This is a genomic window from Vibrio sp. Vb1554, from assembly GCF_033344235.1.
This window is the reverse complement of sequence record NZ_JAWPOJ010000009.1, coordinates 168,416-190,079: the sequence shown is the minus strand read 5'-3', so window position 1 is coordinate 190,079 and position 21,664 is coordinate 168,416. Positions and strand designations below refer to the sequence as shown.

18 protein-coding genes are annotated in these 21,664 nt (G+C 43.3%); 6 read left to right on the top strand and 12 right to left on the bottom strand.

The window, feature by feature from the left end; all coding sequences use genetic code 11:
* On the top strand, nt 1–3,405 hold a 3,405-nt coding region (locus tag R8N28_RS10310; protein WP_318183353.1), incomplete at its 5' end, for a VWA domain-containing protein.
* Between the two features lie 52 nt (nt 3,406–3,457).
* Here R8N28_RS10310 and R8N28_RS10305 read toward each other — a convergent pair.
* Together R8N28_RS10305 and R8N28_RS10300 are read right to left on the bottom strand one after the other, a co-directional pair.
* The gene (locus R8N28_RS10305) at nt 3,458–4,651 is read right to left on the bottom strand and encodes a class I SAM-dependent methyltransferase (protein WP_054579311.1); all 1,194 of its coding nucleotides are present in this window, start codon (nt 4,649–4,651) and stop codon (nt 3,458–3,460) included.
* A 160-nt stretch (nt 4,652–4,811) separates the two neighbouring features.
* The gene (locus R8N28_RS10300; RefSeq protein ID WP_017821867.1) at nt 4,812–6,215 is read right to left on the bottom strand and encodes a methyl-accepting chemotaxis protein; all 1,404 of its coding nucleotides are present in this window, start codon (nt 6,213–6,215) and stop codon (nt 4,812–4,814) included.
* 90 nt (nt 6,216–6,305) lie between these two features.
* On the opposite strand from R8N28_RS10300, the gene yccX reads away from it, so the two are divergent.
* Complete coding sequence (gene yccX, locus R8N28_RS10295; RefSeq protein ID WP_017634611.1) at nt 6,306–6,578, top strand: acylphosphatase; 273 nt, start codon at nt 6,306–6,308, stop codon at nt 6,576–6,578.
* Nucleotides 6,579–6,580: 2 nt separating this feature from the next.
* On the opposite strand, the gene R8N28_RS10290 is transcribed toward yccX, so the two are convergent.
* Nucleotides 6,581–6,910, bottom strand: coding sequence for a TusE/DsrC/DsvC family sulfur relay protein (locus R8N28_RS10290; protein WP_005377396.1), 330 nt, complete (start codon nt 6,908–6,910; stop codon nt 6,581–6,583).
* Between the two features lie 908 nt (nt 6,911–7,818).
* Here R8N28_RS10290 and R8N28_RS10285 point away from each other — a divergent pair.
* Entirely contained in the window at nt 7,819–8,193 is a 375-nt protein-coding gene (locus R8N28_RS10285) for a chromosome partitioning protein ParB (protein ID WP_005377398.1), read from the top strand.
* A gap of 76 nt (nt 8,194–8,269) precedes the next feature.
* Here R8N28_RS10285 and R8N28_RS10280 read toward each other — a convergent pair whose 3' ends face one another.
* From R8N28_RS10280 to R8N28_RS10260, 5 genes are all read right to left on the bottom strand, one after another.
* Nucleotides 8,270–8,938 (bottom strand): Bax inhibitor-1/YccA family protein, encoded by a 669-nt coding sequence (locus R8N28_RS10280; RefSeq protein ID WP_017634610.1) that lies wholly within the window; start codon nt 8,936–8,938, stop codon nt 8,270–8,272.
* A 248-nt stretch (nt 8,939–9,186) separates the two neighbouring features.
* Nucleotides 9,187–9,936 (bottom strand): amino acid ABC transporter ATP-binding protein, encoded by a 750-nt coding sequence (locus R8N28_RS10275; protein ID WP_017634609.1) that lies wholly within the window; start codon nt 9,934–9,936, stop codon nt 9,187–9,189.
* A gap of 23 nt (nt 9,937–9,959) precedes the next feature.
* Nucleotides 9,960–11,057: an amino acid ABC transporter permease gene (locus R8N28_RS10270; protein WP_005389988.1), complete on the bottom strand. Its 1,098-nt coding sequence runs from the start codon at nt 11,055–11,057 to the stop codon at nt 9,960–9,962.
* 1 nt (nt 11,058) lies between these two features.
* Complete coding sequence (locus R8N28_RS10265) at nt 11,059–12,264, bottom strand: amino acid ABC transporter permease (RefSeq protein ID WP_005377402.1); 1,206 nt, start codon at nt 12,262–12,264, stop codon at nt 11,059–11,061.
* Between the two features lie 217 nt (nt 12,265–12,481).
* The gene (locus tag R8N28_RS10260) at nt 12,482–13,510 is read right to left on the bottom strand and encodes an amino acid ABC transporter substrate-binding protein (protein WP_005377403.1); all 1,029 of its coding nucleotides are present in this window, start codon (nt 13,508–13,510) and stop codon (nt 12,482–12,484) included.
* A 460-nt stretch (nt 13,511–13,970) separates the two neighbouring features.
* Here R8N28_RS10260 and R8N28_RS10255 point away from each other — a divergent pair, with 460 nt between their 5' ends.
* The gene (locus tag R8N28_RS10255; protein ID WP_033905330.1) at nt 13,971–14,891 is read left to right on the top strand and encodes a bifunctional precorrin-2 dehydrogenase/sirohydrochlorin ferrochelatase; all 921 of its coding nucleotides are present in this window, start codon (nt 13,971–13,973) and stop codon (nt 14,889–14,891) included.
* A gap of 102 nt (nt 14,892–14,993) precedes the next feature.
* Here R8N28_RS10255 and R8N28_RS10250 read toward each other — a convergent pair whose 3' ends face one another.
* Nucleotides 14,994–15,476 carry a YajQ family cyclic di-GMP-binding protein gene (locus R8N28_RS10250; protein WP_005377415.1) on the bottom strand — a complete coding sequence of 161 codons (483 nt, stop codon included), beginning with the start codon at nt 15,474–15,476 and terminating at the stop codon, nt 14,994–14,996.
* A 21-nt stretch (nt 15,477–15,497) separates the two neighbouring features.
* Nucleotides 15,498–16,556 carry a 3-deoxy-7-phosphoheptulonate synthase gene (locus R8N28_RS10245; protein ID WP_005390197.1) on the bottom strand — a complete coding sequence of 353 codons (1,059 nt, stop codon included), beginning with the start codon at nt 16,554–16,556 and terminating at the stop codon, nt 15,498–15,500.
* Nucleotides 16,557–16,928: 372 nt separating this feature from the next.
* Here R8N28_RS10245 and R8N28_RS10240 point away from each other — a divergent pair, with 372 nt between their 5' ends.
* On the top strand, nt 16,929–17,426 hold the full coding sequence (locus R8N28_RS10240; protein WP_065274548.1) for a DUF4442 domain-containing protein: 498 nt from the start codon (nt 16,929–16,931) through the stop codon (nt 17,424–17,426).
* A gap of 33 nt (nt 17,427–17,459) precedes the next feature.
* On the opposite strand, the gene R8N28_RS10235 is transcribed toward R8N28_RS10240, so the two are convergent.
* Nucleotides 17,460–18,812: a hypothetical protein gene (locus R8N28_RS10235; protein ID WP_065274547.1), complete on the bottom strand. Its 1,353-nt coding sequence runs from the start codon at nt 18,810–18,812 to the stop codon at nt 17,460–17,462.
* Between the two features lie 192 nt (nt 18,813–19,004).
* Here R8N28_RS10235 and R8N28_RS10230 point away from each other — a divergent pair, with 192 nt between their 5' ends.
* Nucleotides 19,005–19,838, top strand: a complete 834-nt coding sequence (locus R8N28_RS10230) for a S1 RNA-binding domain-containing protein (protein ID WP_054576876.1) — start codon at nt 19,005–19,007, stop codon at nt 19,836–19,838.
* A 282-nt stretch (nt 19,839–20,120) separates the two neighbouring features.
* Here R8N28_RS10230 and rsmF read toward each other — a convergent pair whose 3' ends face one another.
* Entirely contained in the window at nt 20,121–21,557 is a 1,437-nt protein-coding gene (rsmF, locus tag R8N28_RS10225; RefSeq protein ID WP_065274546.1) for a 16S rRNA (cytosine(1407)-C(5))-methyltransferase RsmF, read from the bottom strand.
* Nucleotides 21,558–21,664: the final 107 nt, after the last annotated feature.

Below are 21,664 nucleotides of genomic sequence, written 5' to 3'. Positions count from 1 at the left end.
GGAAGTGGTTGGGTGACAGTGCCAAACGATGGTGTGGTGACCGTGCCAGCAGGGCAAACTGAGTTTGATGTGCGTATCGCTTCCATTGATGACGCTGTTTATGAAGGCCCTGAAGATTTCAGCGTGACAGTAACCGGCATTGGTGCAGTGCAAGGCAGCGATACCGGTACGGCAACGATTATTGATAATGATGCTCCTCCTTCTATTTCAAATGTTGTGAATGCAGTTGTTTCGGAAGAAGGTTTAGCTAATGGTATCCCTGATAATACAGGATCACCTTCAGACACTACTAACTCCGCAAGTTTCTCAGGAACATTCACAGTTGCCGATCCAGACACGGCGAATGTTTCAGTGGTATTGGCAGGTCCTAACAACCTAACATCAGGAGGGGAGCCTATATCGTGGACGTGGGACAACAGTACTCAAACGCTGACTGCGAAAACTGCTCACCTGAGCGTTGTTGCTACTGTTGTGCTGAGCGAGCCTTCAGCTTCAGGTCAAGGCTCTTGGGACTATACTATTACTCTGTTTGAGCCACTTGATCATCCTGTTAATGATGTGGAAGACATCATCAACTTTGATTTACAGATTTCTGTAAGTGATGGACAAACAACAACATCTCAAAGCTTAAATGTGGCCGTTGAAGATGATTGCCCATACGTGCCTGTTGTTGTTCAACCCGTCGATGTGTCGCTTACTGGTGCACCTAACGTTCTGACAGGGCGCATAGATTTTGCAGGAAGTGAGGCAGATGCAACCAGTCGAACATTTGGGGACGTTGTTGTGACTGCAAACGGTTTTGTGTCTGACGAATCTGTGATGCTGGGAACAGCTGAAATCAATCAATCATCAGAAGGGATTGGCGTTAAAAGTTCTGGTAACAACGGCTTCCAATTAGAAAACGAAGTCGATTATCGATTCGCGGGTAATGAGGGTGTATCAGAGCAGTTAATCATAGACTTAGGCAATAAAGTTGCTTACGGAGCAGAAATAGAATTTGAGAAAATGTTTGGTGGTGAACTTGAGAAAGGAATCGCATCTTTTTATAGAGATGGTGTATTAATTGCTCAGCAATCGTTCAGCTCTGACGCAAGCAGTGGTGATTACGCGGCAAATTTCAATGTTCAACAGGGAGGCTTTGATAAAATCATCCTCGAGGCGACCAGTAATGGCAATGGCCCGGATACTGAAGACAACAGTGACTTTACCGTTAAATCAATAACCTTTACAGGTGCGTACTCTGGCGTGCCAATTGCTAGTGCGGATGGGAACCTCGGTGCTGTATATGGAGCTGATGGCCCTGGTTCTATAGTCTTAAATGGAGGTGAGGCTGGTTTAGAGACTCTAGATGGTAAAGACGTGTTGATATACGTCGATCCACAAAACTCTAATAGACTGATTGCAGAGGCTGATGGAGAGCTTGCATTCGAAGTTCAACTTACACCTAGCACTGGAAAATGGGAGTTCTTCCAATACTTGCCTTTGACCTCACCTTATGGCGATGGGGATATCGATTTTAACTACACTATTACTGATAATGATGGCGACAGTAAAACGGGGTACTTTTCTGTCAACCCTTACGCCCCACCAATCGTAGAAGGTGTAACACTAAACGTTTCTGAGGAAGGCTTAAGCAACGCCATTGCTGATGACTCTGCTCTAAACGGCTTTGATGACACAACTGACTCGAGTTCTGATGTAGAACAATTGACGCTGGGTCAAACCGTTGATTCTGTTACGCTCAGTGAACCATCTAGAGCTCTTACTAGTAACGGGATCTCTGTAACGTGGACGTTATCAAATAACGACCAAATGCTTATCGGTTCAGCGAACGGTGAAGAGGTTATCAAAATATCAGTCAATGATACTGGAGTGGTATCTACGGAGCTTCTTGGTCCGATTGATCACTCCAACCCATCTGGAGAAGACACCTTAAATATTGAGGTGCCTGTGCTTGTCTCGAATGCTCGTGGCCTTACTAACTCCACAACGGTCAACGTTATTGTGGAAGATGACTCACCAGATTCTGCATCTATTATTCACGATGTAGTTGCAGAAACTAAAGAAAGTGCCAACGTTCAGCTCATAATGGATGTCTCGGGTTCTATGCGAACGGATAATCGCTTGCAGATAATGAAAGATTCGGCAACTCAGTTATTGAATCAATATGAGTCTATCGGTCAAACGCGAGTTCAAATTATTACTTATAGCAGTACAGCATCCACTTACGCTATAGGTGCTGCGACGTGGCTGACGGTCGAGGAGGCCAAAGCGTATATTGAGACGCTAACTGCGGGTGGCGCGACTAACTATAACAACGCGCTAAATGAAGCAAAACAGTCATGGGATGATGTAGGTAAGTTAACCAGTGCGTCGAATGTTAGTTACTTCTTGTCAGATGGTCAGCCAAACCCTGCGTCATCATTTATAAACGACGCTCGCGAGCAGAGTTGGATTGATCACCTAACCGATCCTGATAATCAGATAACAGCCCTAGCGTATGGTATGGGCGTTAATCTTATGCCGGAGCAATTAGATCGCGTAGCATATGATGGCTTTTTGAATCAAGACCTTGATGGTGTTGTGGTTCCTGACGTAACTCAATTACCTCCGGTTATGTTGCAGTCAGTGATTCAACCTGTTGGGGGGAACTTGATGTATACCACTTCTCCAGATACAGGTATTGGTGCAGATGGTGGTTATATTAGCGAAATAGAACATGACGGTGTCACTTATTCGTTTGATGGTACAGACCTAATAGTAACTGACAATAACGATGGTATTTCGCATGCATTTGACGACACAACGATGCAGCTTACTATCTATATCGACAGCAAACATACTCTGGAAATCGACCTAAACGATGGTGCGTATGCATTTTATGGTGCAGTGGGTGATACAGTTGAAACGTTAGACTTCGATTATGTATTGACGGATAACGATGGCAATCAAAGTGAGAATACCCTGCAATTCGTTATTGATGAAAACGGAGGAGTAAATGCTTCAAGTAATGGCTCTGCAAATATTATTGAAGCTGAAGTAGACGTAAGTCATGACATCTTGATCGGTAATGATAACGAGGCAGATGTCTTTAAATGGGTCAACGACTCCTTGGATACAGGAACAGATCTAATTAGAGGTTTTGAGAGAGATTTGGACACCTTAGATCTGAGTGAAGTCGTTGAAGATGCAGGGCACAATACGATAGAAGAACTTCTTAATAGTATTGACTTGAACATTGATGGCGATGACTTATCTCTAGAAATAACCCATAACGATGGAAACTCAATTCAAACTATCGTAATAGAAAACGGGGCGACAGAGTTTAGTGATTTAATCGTGGGAAATGCGGACTTTGAGAGAGATGTGTTATCCGCACTAACTAAGGTTAACTTAGAGCCATAATGAAAAGGGCCAGTAGGCCCTTTTCTTCTGCTTTGTCTTACTTATTCGTAGCCTAAAGCACTTTACATGCAAAACCTTTTAAGTAGAAGCCTTCTGGATATGCTGTATCGGTTGGGTGGTCAGCGGCTTGCTCAAAACGCTCCACAAACTTTACTTGGCGGTTAGCGTCTACGGCTGCATCAGCGATGATTTTCTGGAACAGAACTTGATCCATCAAGCCAGAGCACGAGTAGGTCAGTAGAGTGCCGCCCGGTTTTAGAATTTGCATTGCTAGCATGTTGATGTCTTTGTAACCACGACATGCACCGTTTAGTTGTGCTTTGCTCTCTGCGAACTTCGGTGGGTCCATAATAACCACATCGAACTGAGTTCCTTGATCACGATACTCACGAAGCAGCTTAAACACGTCTGCATTTAGGAACACGGCACGCTTCTTCGAAATATCAAAATCGTTTAGCTCTGCGTTGAATTTTGCGGTATCTAAAGCAGGTTGCGACACGTCAGCGTTAATCACACGCTTTGCATCACCTTTTAGAGCGTAAAGTCCGAAGCCACCTGTGTAAGAGAAGCAGTTAAGAACTTCTTTGCCTTTCATATATTTCATCGCTTGCTGGCGACTATCACGTTGATCTAGGTAGAAACCTGTTTTGTGTCCGCCAACGATATCTACACTAATCTTTACGCCATTTTCTTCGATGACGACCGATTTAGGTGGCTCTTCGCCGTGCAAAACGCCCGTGCTCTCTTTTAAACCTTCTTTTTTACGAACGGCCACGTCAGAGCGCTCGTACACATTACAATCAGGGAAGCACTCAACCAGAGCGTCAACAATAGCCTGCTTATTGTGTTCTGCGCCAGCACTGAGAAGTTGGCACACAAAGAAATTTTGGTAACGGTCGATCGTAACGCCAGGTAAGCCGTCAGACTCTGCTGCGATAAGGCGATAACCCGTAAGGCCATCACGTTTGATAATGTCTTCACGAAGAAGTTGTGCGTCTTTAAGTCGTTTAACGAAAAACGCGGTGTCGATTTCTTCCTTATCAAAACTCCAAATACGAGCACGAATTTGTGAAGCTGGCGAATATGCCGCCTTAGCTAGCCATTTACCGTCGTGAGTGAATACATCAACCGTTTCGCCAAGAGCAGGTTCGCCCTCAACTTTGTTGATGCCTCGAGAGAAGATCCAAGGGTGCTTGCGCTTGACCGATTTCTCACGACCTTTAACCAAATAGATAGCAGCTGTCATTTCATTAGCTCTTGTTGAATTTTGAAAGGGGCGTATTGTCCGGGATGTAAATGGTAAAAGCAATATCCCTCGGCAATCCAGTACATTGTAGTGACTTTTAAATACAAAAAAGGTCACTAAAGTGACCCTTTTATTGAATTTGCTGTAATAGATTCCGTTGCTATGCTTTAAGTCCAGTAAGTAGTGCTTCCATTGTGTCGCTTTGCTTACGCAGTTGATCAACGTTTTGTGAAGTCGTGCTTATCATATTGCACACGTTATCTGCTTGAACTCGAATTTCTTCAACGCTTGAGGCGATATTGTCCGCGACTACACCTTGCTCTTCAGCTGCTGTTGCAATTTGAATGCTACTGTCGGAGATAGTTTGATTTTTATCTGCCAAAGAGCCGATTTCGTGATTCACTTCCGTCATGAGGTTTTGTCCCTCATTTGCGTTATTAACTGTCACTTCCATCAGCTTAGTAAGTGACTGACTGTTACGCTGTAACGATTCAATCATCGTTTGGATTTCCACTGTCGCTTGCTGAGTGCGTCCCGCAAGAGCGCGAACCTCATCCGCAACGACCGCAAATCCACGACCTTGTTCTCCAGCACGTGCAGCTTCAATAGCCGCGTTCAGAGCAAGTAGGTTGGTTTGCTCGGAGATCCCATTGATGGTTGTCACGACTTCATCAATTTGTGCTGCATTGGCATCTAACTCGGCAACGGCTTGAGACGCAGATTGAATCTCATTAGAAAGGTTCGAAATCGAGTGAAGCGTATTCTCAACTTTCACTTGTCCAGACTGAGCCACGTTTCGCGCATCATCGGTTTGCGTGCTTGAATCGTGAGCTAGTGTCGCGACTTCTCGAATCGTTGATGCCATCTGTTCAGTTGCACTCGCAAGAGAGTTGAGGTGTTCCTGCTGAGTCGCTGAAATATCTGAACTGTGATGAATCGATTGATTCAGGTCTGAGCTAATTTGTTGCATTAACGCCACAGACTCTTGAATCGACAGCACCATTTGTTGCTCTCGTTCTGCAACTTTGTCTATCGTAATAGCAATTTCACTAAACTCGTCGCGAACAGGGAAGAAGTTCATTCTCGCAGTTAAGTCGCCACCCGCAAGGGTGTTTAATGCTTTGTTCATCGTGAACATCGCGCCGCCAATAAACGTCATGATGTAGTAAACGCCAAGAGCGAGAATAAACAAGCTCACACAGATGATGCTCACTTGAGTCGTTGATAGGGCAGTCCATAAAGAAAGTTCATGATTCGCAACCAAACTGTACGCACCATTTAAAACAGACACGGATTGCGAACCAGAGCCAATAGAAACGGTTTCTGAACCCGCTATGAGGCTTGCTACTTGAGATTGAGAAAGGTTGCCTGCCTCTATCAGACCTTTCATAAGCATGAGCTCTTCTTGGTACATACTTGAGATCAGTGTATTAGCCGCGCTATTAAGGACGAGAGTGAGAATGACTAAAGCAAGAAGAGGGAGAACGAAGAGCAAATAGAACTTTTCTTGAATCTTTAAGTGAATGAGATACTTATCAATCCAGCGGAATGGAATTTCTTTCATAATTATAATAACCGTGCAAAAACCCACTATCCTTACTGGGGTGAATAGACGAAAAGAATATATCACTCAGTAAAAAGAAGCGGTACAAAGATGAACGTAAAGTGTGAGAGATTTATAGTAAAAGGTCATGTTCAAGGCGTGGGCTTTCGTTACCATACTTCCCATCAAGGATTGAAGCTAGGGTTAACAGGTTATGCGAAGAACCTAAACAATGGTGATGTTGAAGTGATGGCGTGTGGAACAGACGCGCAAATAGTTGCGTTTTCGGAATGGTTACAAGAAGGACCGCGAACGGCAACAGTAGAGCATGTGATGCAGGAGCCTGCGTCGTATAAGCCGTTACGCGGTTTTAAAATTTTATGAATCTACAAGCATTTAGCTGGCTTTGGTAGGCCGGCTAATTTGGTTGCTTGTTTGGCTGGCCCCTTTTTAAACAGCTTGAATAGATACTTACTGTTACCTTTTTCCGGGCCGTGCGCTTTTTCCATCGCTTTCACAAGCATACGCACTGCAGGGGAGGTATTAAACTCTTCATAAAAGTCTCGCACAAAATGCACAACTTCCAAATGAGCATCCGTAAGCTCGATGTCTTCTTCTTTTGCTAAAAGCTCAATCATACCTTCTTCCCATTGAGTATGATCCAATAAGTAGCCTTGAGCATCCGTTTCAATTTCTTTGCCGTTGTAAACGAACATAACGTTTTATCCGTTAAGTAAACATGGATGTTTATAGATTAGCGACAGCCGAGAATGTTCTCAACAAAAGAATCTCGAAGTCGTATCGAGCGAATCAAAAGCGTACAAAGTAGTGGCCTATAACTGAATACTCTTAAATTATATTTTAAGCATAAGTTTGTTTTTTTATTCGTGTTGTTAGAAAATTTTCGGGGTTGATATCGGTGGTTTTGCATTGTTATGCAATTCGCTTGGTGTGATTGATTTGTCAGTTATATTTATTGTTTTAGATAAGTCGATCACAACGAATATAAACTAGTTTTAAATCAAAAGAATAAATTGAAAAAAATCGTTATGTTCACCCATGCTTAACAACAACACGGAGCAATTCAGGAGTGTATGGAGTGGTCGAATCTTTTCGTTTCCATTGGATGGGCGGTACTGCAAGCATGCTTTAGCATTTTCTCTTTTCTATGTCTGACGGGATTTGTAAAACATAATCCTATAAAACCGAAGTATGCTTGGTTGCAGTACATCTATGGGCCGTTACTTTTTTTGACTTGGGGAGTCATGTTAGTGACACCGATGATGTCGGCCTACATATTTTTTAGCGTAGCTGGTAAATCAGTAGTCTGGTTGCCCGCGCTCAAGATGTTCGGTTATTGGTGGGTTGCGTTTGGAGTATTTTGCTTCTTGTCATCAGTCGATGAGCGATTGCGAAGTCGCGGTTTGAATTAAGACAAGTTATACCTTGAAATCAGTTTACAAACTGAGAGAGGTGATTATAAAGCGCTCATACAAGCGATATAGCGATTGTTTGAGAATTAATAGCTTAAACGTTGTGTTTGTTTTCATAGACCGATATTCTCATTGGATTAATGAAAGCCTGTATTCAGGTTAGAAACAACAATGATGACAAGGAGTTAGTCATGTCGAAACAACGTTACATTGAGATTAATGACAATGTAAAATCCACTTGGTCCATCGAGCGTATTTGGCAACTTGCAGAATCCTTACCTGTAGAAGAAATTTCGATTGATGATATCAAAGGCCCAAATGAAGTGACTTGGTTTAGTCATGAAGGGCCACAGCCAACCTGCCGTGAAATTGCAAAACATTGCCAACGAATCAACAATGCTGATTTGTCGTATCCGGTAATCTTAACCAGTGACTATCGTGTTTTTGACGGTATGCACCGAATCGCCAAGCAAATCATGTTAGGAGAGGAAACGATCAAAGTGAGACGCTTTAGAGAAAATCCAGAAGCTGACGAAGTTATAGAGTTGTCAGTAGAGCAGGCGTAATACACTGGATTGCACACAAAGAAAAAGCCCGAAGGAATTACCTTCGGGCTTTTTTATTCTACTTAACGAGAAACGATTAATCGTCGTTCATGATGCCTAGAATGCTTAGCAGACTAGTGAACAAGTTAAGGATGTTTAGGTACATCGAAATTGTTGCACTGATGTAGTTTGTCTCTTCACCACGAACGATACGACTTGTATCGAATAGGATGAAACCAGAGAACACGAGTGCAGAAACACTGCTGATTACTAGGTGAGCCATTGTTGAACCAACGAAGATGTTAATCAGCGCTGCAACGATCACAATGATCAAACCTGCCATCAGGAAGTTGCGCATGAAAGAGAAATCTTTCTTGCTTGAAATGGTGTAAGCCGATAGGCCAAGGAACACCATACCAGTCAAACCTAGAGCTTGAGCAATGATAGTAGGACCGTTTGGAATTGATGCGTAGTAGTTAAGCATTGGACCTAAAGCACCACCCATTAGAGTCGTGAAAACGAATGTCCAAACGATACCAGATGATGAGTTGATTGCCTTTGGCATAACAAAGAACAAAATACCAATCGCTGCAACCTGCATCACAATTGCCATGATTGGTGAAATTTGCATTGCCATAGTCGCGACTGCTGCGATAGCACTGGTCATCAGTGTCATCGACAGTAGGAAGTAAGTGTTTTTCAGTACTTTGTTAGTTTCTAGTGTATTAGGAACACTTGTTGAACGAGTAAACATTGGACTGTTCATAATTATCCTCAATAAGGGAGTTTACTATTGGTACATTTATGGGGCTGAAAGTTCAAAAAATCAAGCCCTTTTCATGCATATCCTAGATAAAATGATAATGGAAATAAGATGTTATGTATTTGGCAACTTGTAACACAATATTACTGCCTAGCATAGCTATGTTGATTCTCACACAGATTTTTGAATTTAGTAACAAAAGCACTGGCTTCATAGAAACCAGTGCTTTTTTATGTCGATTCGGCTAAATCTTAGTGGTGTAAGATTTGCGCTAGGAAGTTTTGGGTCCTATCCGATTGAGGATTCTCAAAGAAATCGACCGGGTTGTTTTCTTCGATGATCTCTCCTGCGTCCATGAATATCACGCGATCGGCAACCTCTTTAGCAAAGCCCATTTCATGTGTCACACAAAGCATAGTCATGCCTTCCTCGGCGAGTTCGACCATTACATCCAGTACTTCGCGAACCATTTCCGGGTCGAGTGCAGATGTTGGCTCATCAAAAAGCATGACTTTAGGGTTCATACACAAAGAGCGAGCAATCGCCACGCGTTGTTGCTGACCACCAGACAACTGACCGGGATACTTCTCCGCTTGGTCTGGAATTTTTACACGTTCCAGATATTTCATCGCAACTGCTTCTGCCTCATCTTTTGGCATCTTCTTCACCCAGATAGGCGCGAGCGTACAGTTTTCCAGTACGGTTAAATGAGGGAAGAGATTAAAGTGTTGAAAGCACATGCCCACTTCTCGGCGTACTGCTTCAATGTTCTTTAAGTCTTCAGTTAATTCCGTACCAGAGACGTAAATGCTGCCTGTTTGGTGCTCTTCAAGACGGTTAATACAGCGAATCATCGTTGATTTTCCCGACCCTGATGGACCACAGATAACGATTTTCTCGCCGCGCTTAACGTCGAGGTTAATATTTTTTAGTACGTGAAACTCACCATACCATTTATTCATGTCCTTCAATTGGATCATGTAGTCTTGTTGTTGCGTCATAATACGTCCTTGATCTTGATGAGTTATCGTTTGTGACCGGTATGAAGTTTGTTTTCAAGCCATATCGAATAGCGCGACATGCCAAAACAAAATACCCAAAACACTAACGCGACAAATACATAACTTTCTGTAGCAAAACCTAACCATTCAGGGTCGGTATTTGCTGCTTGTCCTATACCGAGTACGTCAAACATGCCAATGATGAGTACCAAACTGGTGTCTTTAAACAAACCGATGAAGGTGTTCACGATAGAAGGAATAGTAATCTTTAGCGCCTGTGGCAAGATAATCAGCCCAGTCTTTTTCCAGTAACTTAACCCAAGCGCATCAGCGGCTTCATATTGACCTTTCGGAATGGCTTGTAGACCACCGCGTACCACTTCTGCCATGTAAGCGGAGGCAAACATAACCACACCTATAAGGGCGCGAATCAGTTTATCTGTCTCTGAGCCTTCAGACATAAACAATGGAAGCATAACCGAAGCCATGAATAAAACCGTAATCAGAGGAACGCCACGCCAAACTTCAATGTAGACGGTACAAATGCTGCGAATGATCGGCATCTCTGAACGTCTACCAAGCGCAAGCACCACACCAATTGGCAATGAAACTACGATACCAACTAGCGCAATAATGAGCGTAACGAGTAGTCCACCCCACTTGTGTGTATCTACCACTTCTAGTCCAAAGACACCACCGTATAAAAGTCCAGCGATGATGAATGGGTAGATGTTTACGAAGAAAAGCCAAATCCACATCCGTTTCGGTGTCTTCTCATACGCGAGTAAAACAGTAAATATGGCTAATGTGATATAGAACAGGCGAGGGCGCCATAGTTCGGACTCTGGATAAAAACCATACATGAACTGCTCCCAGCGCACGCTGATAAATACCCAGCAAGCACCATCTCGGCTACAGTCGTCGCGCGTTGAGCCAATCCAGTCTGCGTTAATAAACGCCCAATCCACGATATACCATATTGCAGTTACGACAATATACGCAAGAATGACAGTAACAATGGAATTGATAGGGCCATTAAATAGATTTTTCCGCATCCAACCAACGAAGCCTACAGTATTGGCGGGTGGCGGGAGATCCGGTTGAAATTGATGAGTACTCATATTATCTCTCCACCAGCGCGACTTTACGGTTATACAAGTTCATTAATGCAGACGTAATCAGACTTAATGTCAAGTACACGCCCATCGTCATCGCAATGATCTCAATCGCTTGTCCCGTTTGGTTCAGGGTAGTACCAGCAAACACAGAGACAAGATCTGGGTAACCAATCGCCATCGCTAACGATGAGTTTTTGGTGAGGTTGAGATATTGACTGGTTAAAGGTGGAATAATAATTCGTAACGCTTGAGGAATGACAACAAGCTTTAAAGTTTTCGAGCGTGGTAAGCCTAGCGACATCGCTGCTTCGGTTTGACCATGACTAACCGCATTAATACCAGAGCGAACAATCTCAGCAATGAAAGAAGCTGTATAAACACTCAATGCCAAAAGTAGCGCAGCCAATTCAGGAATAATGCTAATACCACCTCGGAAGTTAAACCCTTTTAGTTCAGGATAATTCAGTGAAATTGGCATACCAGCAAGGAAGTACACAACCAATGGAAGGCCAACAACTAAACCCAAAACTATTCTTCCCATTGGGGTTTGTTGCCCAGTGAGACGTTGCTTATTATTCGCCCATACATTAATTAATAAGCTTGCGATTACCCCGAAGATTAACGCGGCAATAACGTAGCTACTGCCGGGTTCCATAGTCGGTGCAGGGAAATATAAGCCACGAACGTTCAGGAAAATAGCTTCACCAAGACTTAAGCTTTGGCGTGGTGAGGGTAATGCTTGAAGAACAGCGAAATACCAGAAGAATATTTGCAGAAGAAGGGGGATATTTCGGAAAGTTTCGATATAAACTGCCGCTAAACGACTAACTAACCAGTTAGAAGAAAGGCGGGCAACCCCCATGGTAAAGCCAATCACAGTAGCCAGAATAATACCTAATACGGAGACTAACGCCGTATTAAGAAGGCCGATGATAAATGTTCTACCGTAAGAGTACGTTTCATCGTATTCAATTAGTGTTAACCCAATACCAAACCCGGCTTCTTGATTCAGAAAACCGAAGCCCGTTGCAATACCACGAGCATCTAAGTTATTGAGAGCGTTGTTTACAATCGTGTAAAAGAAAAATACCAGTGCAGCAATGGCAATGATCTGGAAAATAGCAGAACGAAAGGCAGGATTATAAATCAGGCTCTTGCTTCCGCTTGGTTTGGACATCGTACTTGGCGATGCATCTTGTGTCGGTTTCATACAGCGATAACCTCAAACCTTAGTTATAGATATCGGCCTGTATAAAGAAGTTTCGTCCTTGCTGGCTAAAGAATAACGCTCCATGTCTGGTGACGTACGAACCTTTAAAGCCGTTCCACCAAGCGAGCGCTTTTCGCCATCCAATGAGCGATCCTTACTCATACAGTGAGATATAATCAAGAAAAAGGGCGGCATGAACCGCCCTGATTAACTCTTTCTATCGGATTGGTGGCGCGTACATAAAGCCGCCTGCATTCCATAGCGCATTAACGCCACGAGAGATTTCTAACGGCGAACCAGTACCGACTGTACGTTCGAAGCTTTCACCATAGTTACCAACTTGTTTGATAACCTGGTAGCCCCAATCGTCGCGGATACCCAACCCTTTGCCTTTAGGGCCATCAACACCAAGGATACGTTTGATGTTTGGATCTGTTGACTTCAGCATTTCATCCGCATTCTTCGAACTAATACCGTATTCTTCAGCGTTAATCATCGCAGACAATGTCCACTTAGCGATGTTAAACCATTGATCATCGCCTTGACGAACGACTGGACCTAGTGGCTCTTTAGAGATGATTTCTGGAAGAACGGCCGCAGAGGACGGATCTTTCAAATTCAAACGCAGTGCATAAAGGCCAGATTGGTCAGTTGTTAATACGTCACAGCGTCCCGCATCAAAACCTTTCGAAGTTTGCGCCGCTGTGTCGAATACCACAGGTTTGTACGCCATGCCTTGGTTGCGGAAATAATCTGCAAGGTTTAGCTCGGTTGTTGTACCTGATTGAACACATACCGACGCACCATCAAGCTCTTTAGCACTTGATATACCAAGTTCCTTCTTCACCATAAAACCTTGACCGTCGTAGTAGTTCACACCTACGAAGTTTAGGCCCAGTGCAGTGTCACGGTGGAGAGTCCAGGTCGTGTTACGGGAAAGCACATCAATCTCACCAGATTGAAGCGCAGTGAAACGTTCTTTTGCGGTTAGGGGTACATATTTAACTTTCGTTTTATCCCCAAGAACGGCTGCAGCCAGTGCTTGGCAATATTCTACGTCGATACCTTCCCATTCGCCTTTTGAGTTAGGGTTAGAGAAACCAGGTAGACCGGTACTTACGCCACAAGTAAGAAAACCTTGTTTTGTGACTTTGTCCAGAGTAGTGTCTGCTGCTTGAGCTGATGTTGCCATCATCGCAGTAGAAGCCGCTACGACGGAAGCAAGAACTGTGAGTTTATTTGCCATTTGTATCCTTCCTGTATGATCCATGTTTAATCAGGAGTGACCTGAAATAACGTGTCCAATTCGTTAGAGTTATCGTCCTACGTGATTGATTTTCGAAGAAACGGCATTCGATAGATCAACCAGTTATAAGCGTAGGAAAGGATCTGTTAATTCTCAAATATATAATTTAAATGAAGTTTTGAGAGAACTTACAAAGTGCCTTGAGATTTAGAATGACGAAATGTTAATTGTTTGTAAATAGTGCAATTCATGGACAATTTGGTGCATCAGAACAATCAATAGAAGAGTGAACAATACAAAAGAATAAAAAGTTGTTATTAAAACTGTCATTAGCTGAGCAAGGTGAAGTTCAGTAAAAATTCAAACAAAAATTATTTGTGATACCGAAACAGGGTGATGAGCTTGCCCCATTTTTGGTAGCATGGTCTACAACAGCTAATTAGAGTAATCATGGATTGAAATGCGATATTTTCCTCTGTTCTTAGATTTAATTAATAAACCCGTTCTCGTCGTGGGTGGCGGTGAGGTGGCAAGCCGAAAGGTGGAAGCGTTGCTAAAGGCTGGGGCGGATGTGACTATCGTTTCTCCGACGTTGGTTGATTTTCTGTCTAAGCTTGCTTCTGAGCATCAACTGCGCTGGGTACAACGTTTCTATTCGAGTGACATTGTCACTAAAAACTTTGTTCAAGTGTGGGCGACGACAGACAATCCTGAGCTAAATCACCAAGTGTACAAAGATGCCAAAGAGCTAGGCATCTTGGTTAACGTTGTGGATGATAAGCCTTATTGTGATTTCATCACGCCGTCAATGATTAATCGTGGCCGCATCCAAATCGCTATCTCTAGTGGTGGAGCTTCGCCAGTTTTAATTCGAAACATCCGTGAAAAGCTTGAATCGATACTGCCACAAAACATGGGGTTGATGGCGGATTTTGCTAACTCAAAGCGAAACTCAATTAAAGAGGCACTGCCTAGCGTCGATTTACGCCGCAAGTTTTGGGAGCAATTTTTCTCGAATCCCGAGGTGGAAAACGCGCGAGATAATCGTGAGTTAGAAGCAATTTACCAAGCGACCATGGCAACACCTTTAGATGAAAAGGGAAGTTGTACTTGGATACATGTTGGGAAAGATGTTGAGATGTTGCCAATAAAAGCCGTACGCTATATGCAACAAGCGGAGCTGGCTCTGTACTCAACTCGATGTGAAGCGAATGTGTTAGAACTAATACGCAGAGATGCAGAAAGAGAAGCTTTCTCGAGCGCTGCTGAGCTTTCGGATATGCTGGCCAAGGCTAAAGCTGAAAAGCTTCGAATTTGCGTGTTCATACCACAAGGAACGAGCGAATTCGTATTGCTGCAAGGGCAGGACTTGGTTATCTAGCAATGCCAAATGCTAAAAGTGGATACGTAGTTCGTTACACAAAAGCCAATAAAAAACGCCAGCGGATTATGCGCTGGCGTTTTTACTTACTTCTCAGATTGATTAATCACGGAAGTTGTTAAACTGGAATGGGATACCCATCTCTGCTTCACGAATCGCTGCCATTGTCGCTTGCAGGTCGTCGCGTTTCTTACCAGTAACACGTACTTTGTCGCCTTGAATAGAAGCTTGTACTTTTAACTTTGCGTCTTTGATAAGTTTCACTACTTTTTTCGCCGTTGGAGTATCAATACCTTGACGGAAAAGCAGAGTTTGGTGCCAGTTTTTACCAGTAACGTCTGGGTCTTGTGCATCCATTGCGTTCGCGTCAATGTTACGCTTCGCTAAGTGGCCGCGTAAAATGTCGCGCATTTGCTTAAGTTGGAAGTCACCTTCCGCAGACATTTTTACGTTTTCTTCTACTAGCTCAAAGCTCGCATTTACGTTGCGGAAATCGAAACGAGTAGACAATTCACGGTTAGCGTTATCAACGGCGTTACGTAGTTCAACCGTATCGATTTCAGAAACAATATCAAACGATGGCATGAAGATTCCTTGATTATTTTGTTATAGGGACTTTCGGGACTTAACAGCGCTTGCCAGCATATCTAGCATTGTAGCAGTGTCTTCCCAACCTAGGCATGGATCTGTAATAGACTGACCATACGTTAGGTTATTGATGTCAGTCATTGGCTGATTGCCTTCAAGAATAAAGCTTTCAGCCATGATACCCGCAATACGAGTGCTGCCTGACTTAATTTGGTTACAAATGTCTTGAGCTACGTCGATTTGTTTTCTGTGTTGCTTCTGACAGTTTGCATGGCTGAAATCCACAACCAAACGTTGTGGCAATCCAAACTCAGCTAAAGCATCACATGCTTGTTTGACTGATGCTTCATCAAAGTTAGGGCCTTTTTCTCCACCGCGCAGAATAATATGACCGTAAGGGTTGCCACTTGTGCGGTAAACCGTCATTCGACCGTTCTTATCTGGCGAGTAGAAGTAATGCGATGCTTTCGATGCGCGAATTGCATCAATTGCAATTTTTACGTTGCCATTTGTGCCATTTTTGAAACCAACTGGGCAAGATAGTGCCGACGCCATTTCACGGTGAATTTGTGATTCCGTTGTGCGAGCACCAATCGCGCCCCAAGTGATCAAATCCGCGATGTATTGGCCAGTGATCATATCAAGAAACTCAGTAGCAGTCGCAAGACCAAGCTTGTTGATATCCAGTAGTAGTTTACGAGCTTTATGAAGACCAGCTTCAAGTGCGTAAGAACCATCTAGGTTAGGGTCCGTAATCAAACCTTTCCAACCAACTACTGTACGAGGCTTTTCAAAGTAAGTACGCATCACGATAAACAGTTCGTCTTTGTACTTGTCTTGGATTTCACTCAGGCGAGTGGCGTAATCAATGGCAGCTTCAGTGTCGTGAACAGAACACGGACCTACAATCGCAAGAAGGCGATCGTCTTCACCCGATAAAATGTTTTCAATCTGACGACGAGATTGAGCGATACGGTCTGCAACGTCATCCGTAATAGGATGTACACTACCTAGCTCTGCTGGGGTAGGCATTGGACCCAAAGGTTGGGTTCTCAATTCATCTGTTTTTATAGGCATGTTATAGCTTTATTCTCTATTGCGAAGGGGTAAAGATAACGGAATTACAGGCAGGAATAAACCGTTTCACGGGAATCTTCGCCAGGAAATACCGAATTGTATACAAAGGTGTAGGTATTCATTTAAATGACTTATGTATAAATGACAAAACTTGATCATTAAATCAATATATATACATTTGAATTTATAACCATTTTATCTATCTCGCTGTAAGGTAATCTAAGTAACTGCGATAAACTTCATACCTCACGGGTGACGCCGTCACTTCCTGAAGGTTAAATAACTCGTGAGATCGAGCTTTTGTTAACATTTCTTTGACATCTATTTCTTTCGTTGATTAACTGGTCTGACTAGATTGGTAAGGAGACCAAAATGTTATCAGCTCTACGTCGTGCGAATTTGTATCTAAATCTGTTTGGCTTTTCAAAAGTGCCGCTGATTTGGCTTTGCCACCCTAAAATCATTGCGATAGATAGCAAGCATGTTGAGGTTCGTATCCCATTGCGCAGAAGGACGAAGAACCACCTGAATAGCATGTATTTCGGTGCTTTAGCCGTTGGCGCTGATGTTGCTGGTGGTTTTCTTGCTATGAGTAAAGCGCAAGAAAAGGGAGAAGCGATCTCGCTGGCATTTAAAGGTGTGAAAGCCGAGTTTTTAAAGCGCCCGGAAGCCGATGTGCACTTTGTTTGTAACGATGGTAATGTCATTGATGAGATGCTCGAGCACACCTTGGCAACGGGTGAACGAGTAAATCGTGACGTAAAAATTGTCGCGCTGTGTCCTAACTTACATGGTGACGAGCCAATGGCTGAATTTTCGCTTACTCTTTCGATAAAAAAAGCAGCCCAACAAAGAAAAGAGGCTGCCTAGTGGTTTGTGGCTAGTTTGTTTAAAGGCGTTGGCTTAATTGAGTTCAATCTTCTCGATAGAGACGATTTTGGAGCGATTTAAGACCACTTTCCAGCGGTAATAAACAGGCTCATCGGTGTGGTTGTCCTCTTTGACAACCACATTGAGCAAATGACGTTTCTCTACTGACTCTTTGGTTACTTGACCTTCATTTAAACGGTAAACTCGGTTTGAGCTTTTATCCATCAAGCGGATGATAGGGCGCAAACTGATGTTCAATGTTTCTCTCGTTTGTTCGTAACCACTCAAGAAAAGAGAGGTCGCCATTTCGGTTTTCTCGTGATAATGAAGAATCTGCTCTTCACGTTGAACGACGCGTTTTTTACGTATTCTTTGAATCTTATCCGGCAAGCTACTTAAGGTACGATAATCGAGCCACTCCAATTTTTTGCCAACCACTTTTTTCGTCGTTGGATCAACGTACTTCTTACGCCATTTTGGTTTGCCTTTACGGATCCATCGCCACATGGCATCGCGTAAATCATCTTTAAAGATTTCTCGTAAAGCGTAAATAAAAGACATCGCGATAATGAATGAGGCAGAAATTTCCCCCAGATAATCGCGAGCGAGAATCACGGTCGAGGTCACGACAACCATCACTAAACCGGTTGCAATACCTTTGATAGCGCGCTTAATGTTGTTACCCATCGATATGGTTTCTTCACGAAGCACGATAGGGTGTTCAATCAATCGCCTTAGCAAGCGCATTTTGTTAGATAGGCGAGTAACGTCTTCAACGACTCTTGATGAGTTGTATTTGTTGAGTTTACGATGGGCTTGCTCTTTCTCACATAGCGTGATCAGACGCTTTTTGATCGTGCCATAGTCGCCTTCACGTGGTAGATGGGCCACCAGTGACAGGAACTTTTGCTCGGTATACCAAGACAGATAGTTATCGATGTTAACGTAGTAGCGTTTTAAGTTCTCTTCATAAGGAATAGAACGCCGCAAGCGCTTTAAGATCTCAAGCGTGAGCTCGATAACTTCGTCCACTTCATCTTCCGTTACGGAGTTGTTCTCATGCTTGTTTAAACTTGCTACCGCTTTGTCTAGCGCGATAACGTATTGGTAAGCGAACAAACTCAAACTTACTCGGTATTGCTGATTCGACAGGCGTCCACGTTTGGCAAGTCGACTGTGTACTAGCGGAAGAAGGATTTCAGTACTGTAATAAGATCGTTGCTGTGTGATTGAGGTGTAATAAAATTCGGATTCACTGATGATATCGGCGTTTAAACCAAGCTCACCAGGTATAAAAAAGTAAATATCTAGGTCGACACTTTTGCTCTTTGCGAGTGCATGACTGATTTTTAATGTTATTGAGTCTTGTTTATCGACGGTGACCAAAGAAAGCTCCTGACTTTGCTAAAGCATTCTTAACTTATGCGTTCCGTTGAGCAGGTAAGTATAAGAGTGCTAAAAGAGTGACTGGGGCATATAGCTGAACGACAACAGCATAACAGAGCACTATGCTTTTCTCTCTGATTTTCTTGTTAGTTTAGGTATAATTCCACGTAAATTTAAAAAGAGACAAAATCAATGATTAAAATTGGTCAAATTAACAGCTTAGAAGTCATTAAAAAGGCTGATTTTGGCGTATTTCTGGATGGCGATGATTACGGTTCTGTTCTACTACCTAGTAAGTATGTACCAGAGGGTACTGAAATTGGTGAGTATGTAGACGTATTTCTGTACTTCGATTCAGAAAGCCAACTTGCTGCGACCATTGAAAGACCAATTGCCCAAGTGGGTGAGTGGGGTTTAATGAAGATTGAGGGTGTGAATGCGACAGGTGCTTTTGTAAATTGGGGCATCAAAGAAAAGGACTTACTGATTCCTTTTAGTGAGCAACGCACTCGCTTCTCTGCCGGACAAACCATTTTAGTGTATGTTTATACCGACAAAGCGTCAGGTCGCATTGTTGGTACGACTAAGTTCAATAAATGGTTAGATAAAACTCCAGCGAATTATGAAGTTAACGAGCAAGTTGATTTGATCATCGCAGAGCGTAGTCAACTTGGTTATAAAGCTATCGTTAACGGTAAGCATTGGGGCATGATTTTCCCATCGGATGTTTTTGGTAAGCTTTACATCGGTAAAAAGCTGAAAGGCTTTATTAAGCACATTCGTGAAGATGGCAAAATCGACCTTGCTCTACAAAAAGTCGGTGTGGCGAAAATGGACGATCTTTCTAGTAAGATCCTTGACCTGCTAGAGAAGAAAGGCGGATTTTTGCCTTTGAATGACAAGTCGTCTCCTGAAGCGATTTTTGATGCTTTCCGCACAAGTAAAGGGACTTATAAAAAGACCATCGGTGGCTTATACAAGCAGGGTAAAATTGTCATTGAGAAAGACGGTATTCGTCTAGCGTAGTCCTAACTCACGTATAGCGGATCTGCAGCCAAAAAAACGGCCCAAACTTTTCCTTTTTTTGGGCCTAGGGGAAACGGCTCCGCAGAGCCTGCGCTAAACTTGTCCAACAATAATTTTGTTGGTGAACATAGAGAGAAATGCCACATCAAAGCATTACTTTGATACAACTAGTTTAGTACAGCGTATCCGGATCGCTAGCGAGCCCAGTTGCTTTCATACTTACGAATTAAAAAGCCATCGCAAATACGATGGCTTTTCATTTATTTATGATTCGCTACTTCTTTAAAATAAGTTCTTATCTCGTACTAATTCGCGAGGAAGACCATTCTTTATTCGGTTGCTTACCCACTTGCCAAGGCCAATAACTGCGCCTTGATAGGTGACAAGTACTTCGCCTTTACCTGTTTTCATTCCCTCAGGAATGGTTTGTGGGCGAACATCACGCCCCATGTACCATTCGCGCGCTTCTTCAATACTGAGTTCAATGGCGTTGCTTTCAGAACCTGTCGCCAGGGCAGTCGCGACTTGGTGTTGCCAACGGTAGCCATTTTTATGGGCTTCCGCGATCTTTATACCCATACGGGAGAAGCGTAATTCGCCGATCATCGCTTCTAAAGCATTAGGGAACAGCCAGACATCTTTATCGCGAAGCCATACAGAACTGTCATTTGGAAGTTTAATACCTAACGCGCTTTGGAGTTGTTGAGCAATTTCTGTCGATTCTTTTTTTGAAGTTTTAGCAAAGGGGAATTTCCCCATGCGCTTTTTGACTTCTGGCGCCTCAACAGCAGCCAGTTTGCGAATTCTTGCAACAAAGAACCCTTCACAGTCGTAGACCTGCGGGAAAATATGCAAAAAGCCTTCTTCAGTTAGAGCTGCCTCTGCGTTTTCAAACAAGTTCTCAAGGCTTTCAAACTCTACAGCATCCCCAAAGGTTTCTTTCAAGTGATGACAAACTTGTTGGTTTTCTTCTGTACTGAGCGTACATGTTGAGTAAACCATCACACCACCGGGCTTTAATGCATGGAAGGCGCTTTCAATAAGATCTTTCTGCGTGTCAGCGATGTCGAGTACGGAAGCTTGCGTCCAGTTTTTCATCGCATCTTCGTCTTTGCGAACGGTGCCTTCTCCAGAGCAAGGCGCGTCGAGCAAAACCGCATCAAATTGTTCTGGTAGCCAACCGCCAAAAACGCGCCCATCGAAGTTACTTAGTGCGGCGTTACGTACCCCACAACGTTCCACATTAGCGTGCAGTACTTTTACACGACTTGCGGCGTATTCATTGGCCACAAGTACACCTTTGTTGTTCATTAGAGCTGCAATTTGAGTGGTTTTTGAGCCGGGAGCGGCTGCGGTATCTAACACGGCATCGTAAGATTCATCATTCATAAACAGAGCAGATACCGGCATCATCGAACTGGCTTCTTGAATGTAGAATAAGCCAGACATGTGTTCTGCTGTGTTGCCTAATGGTACAACTGACTCGTCCGCTTCAATCCAAAACCCCGAGTCACACCAAGGCACAGGAGAAAGCTTCCAGCCTTTTGTTTCTGCTCGTTCTAAAAACGCTTCAACGCTGATCTTCAACGTATTAACTCGAATACTTTTGCGCAGTGGCTTTTGGCAAGACGCGATAAAGTCTTCCATGTTGAGGTGAGCAGGAAGGATCGTTTGGATTTTTTCCAGAAACGCGTCTGGGATGTAAACATTAGGATGCAATGTGGGATCTCGTTTGCAGAATTTGTGGCAAATAATATACGAAAGCGAAGCAGAAACGAATAGTGACAAGGGCCGAGCATTAAAAAAGAGCAGCGATTGCTGCTCTT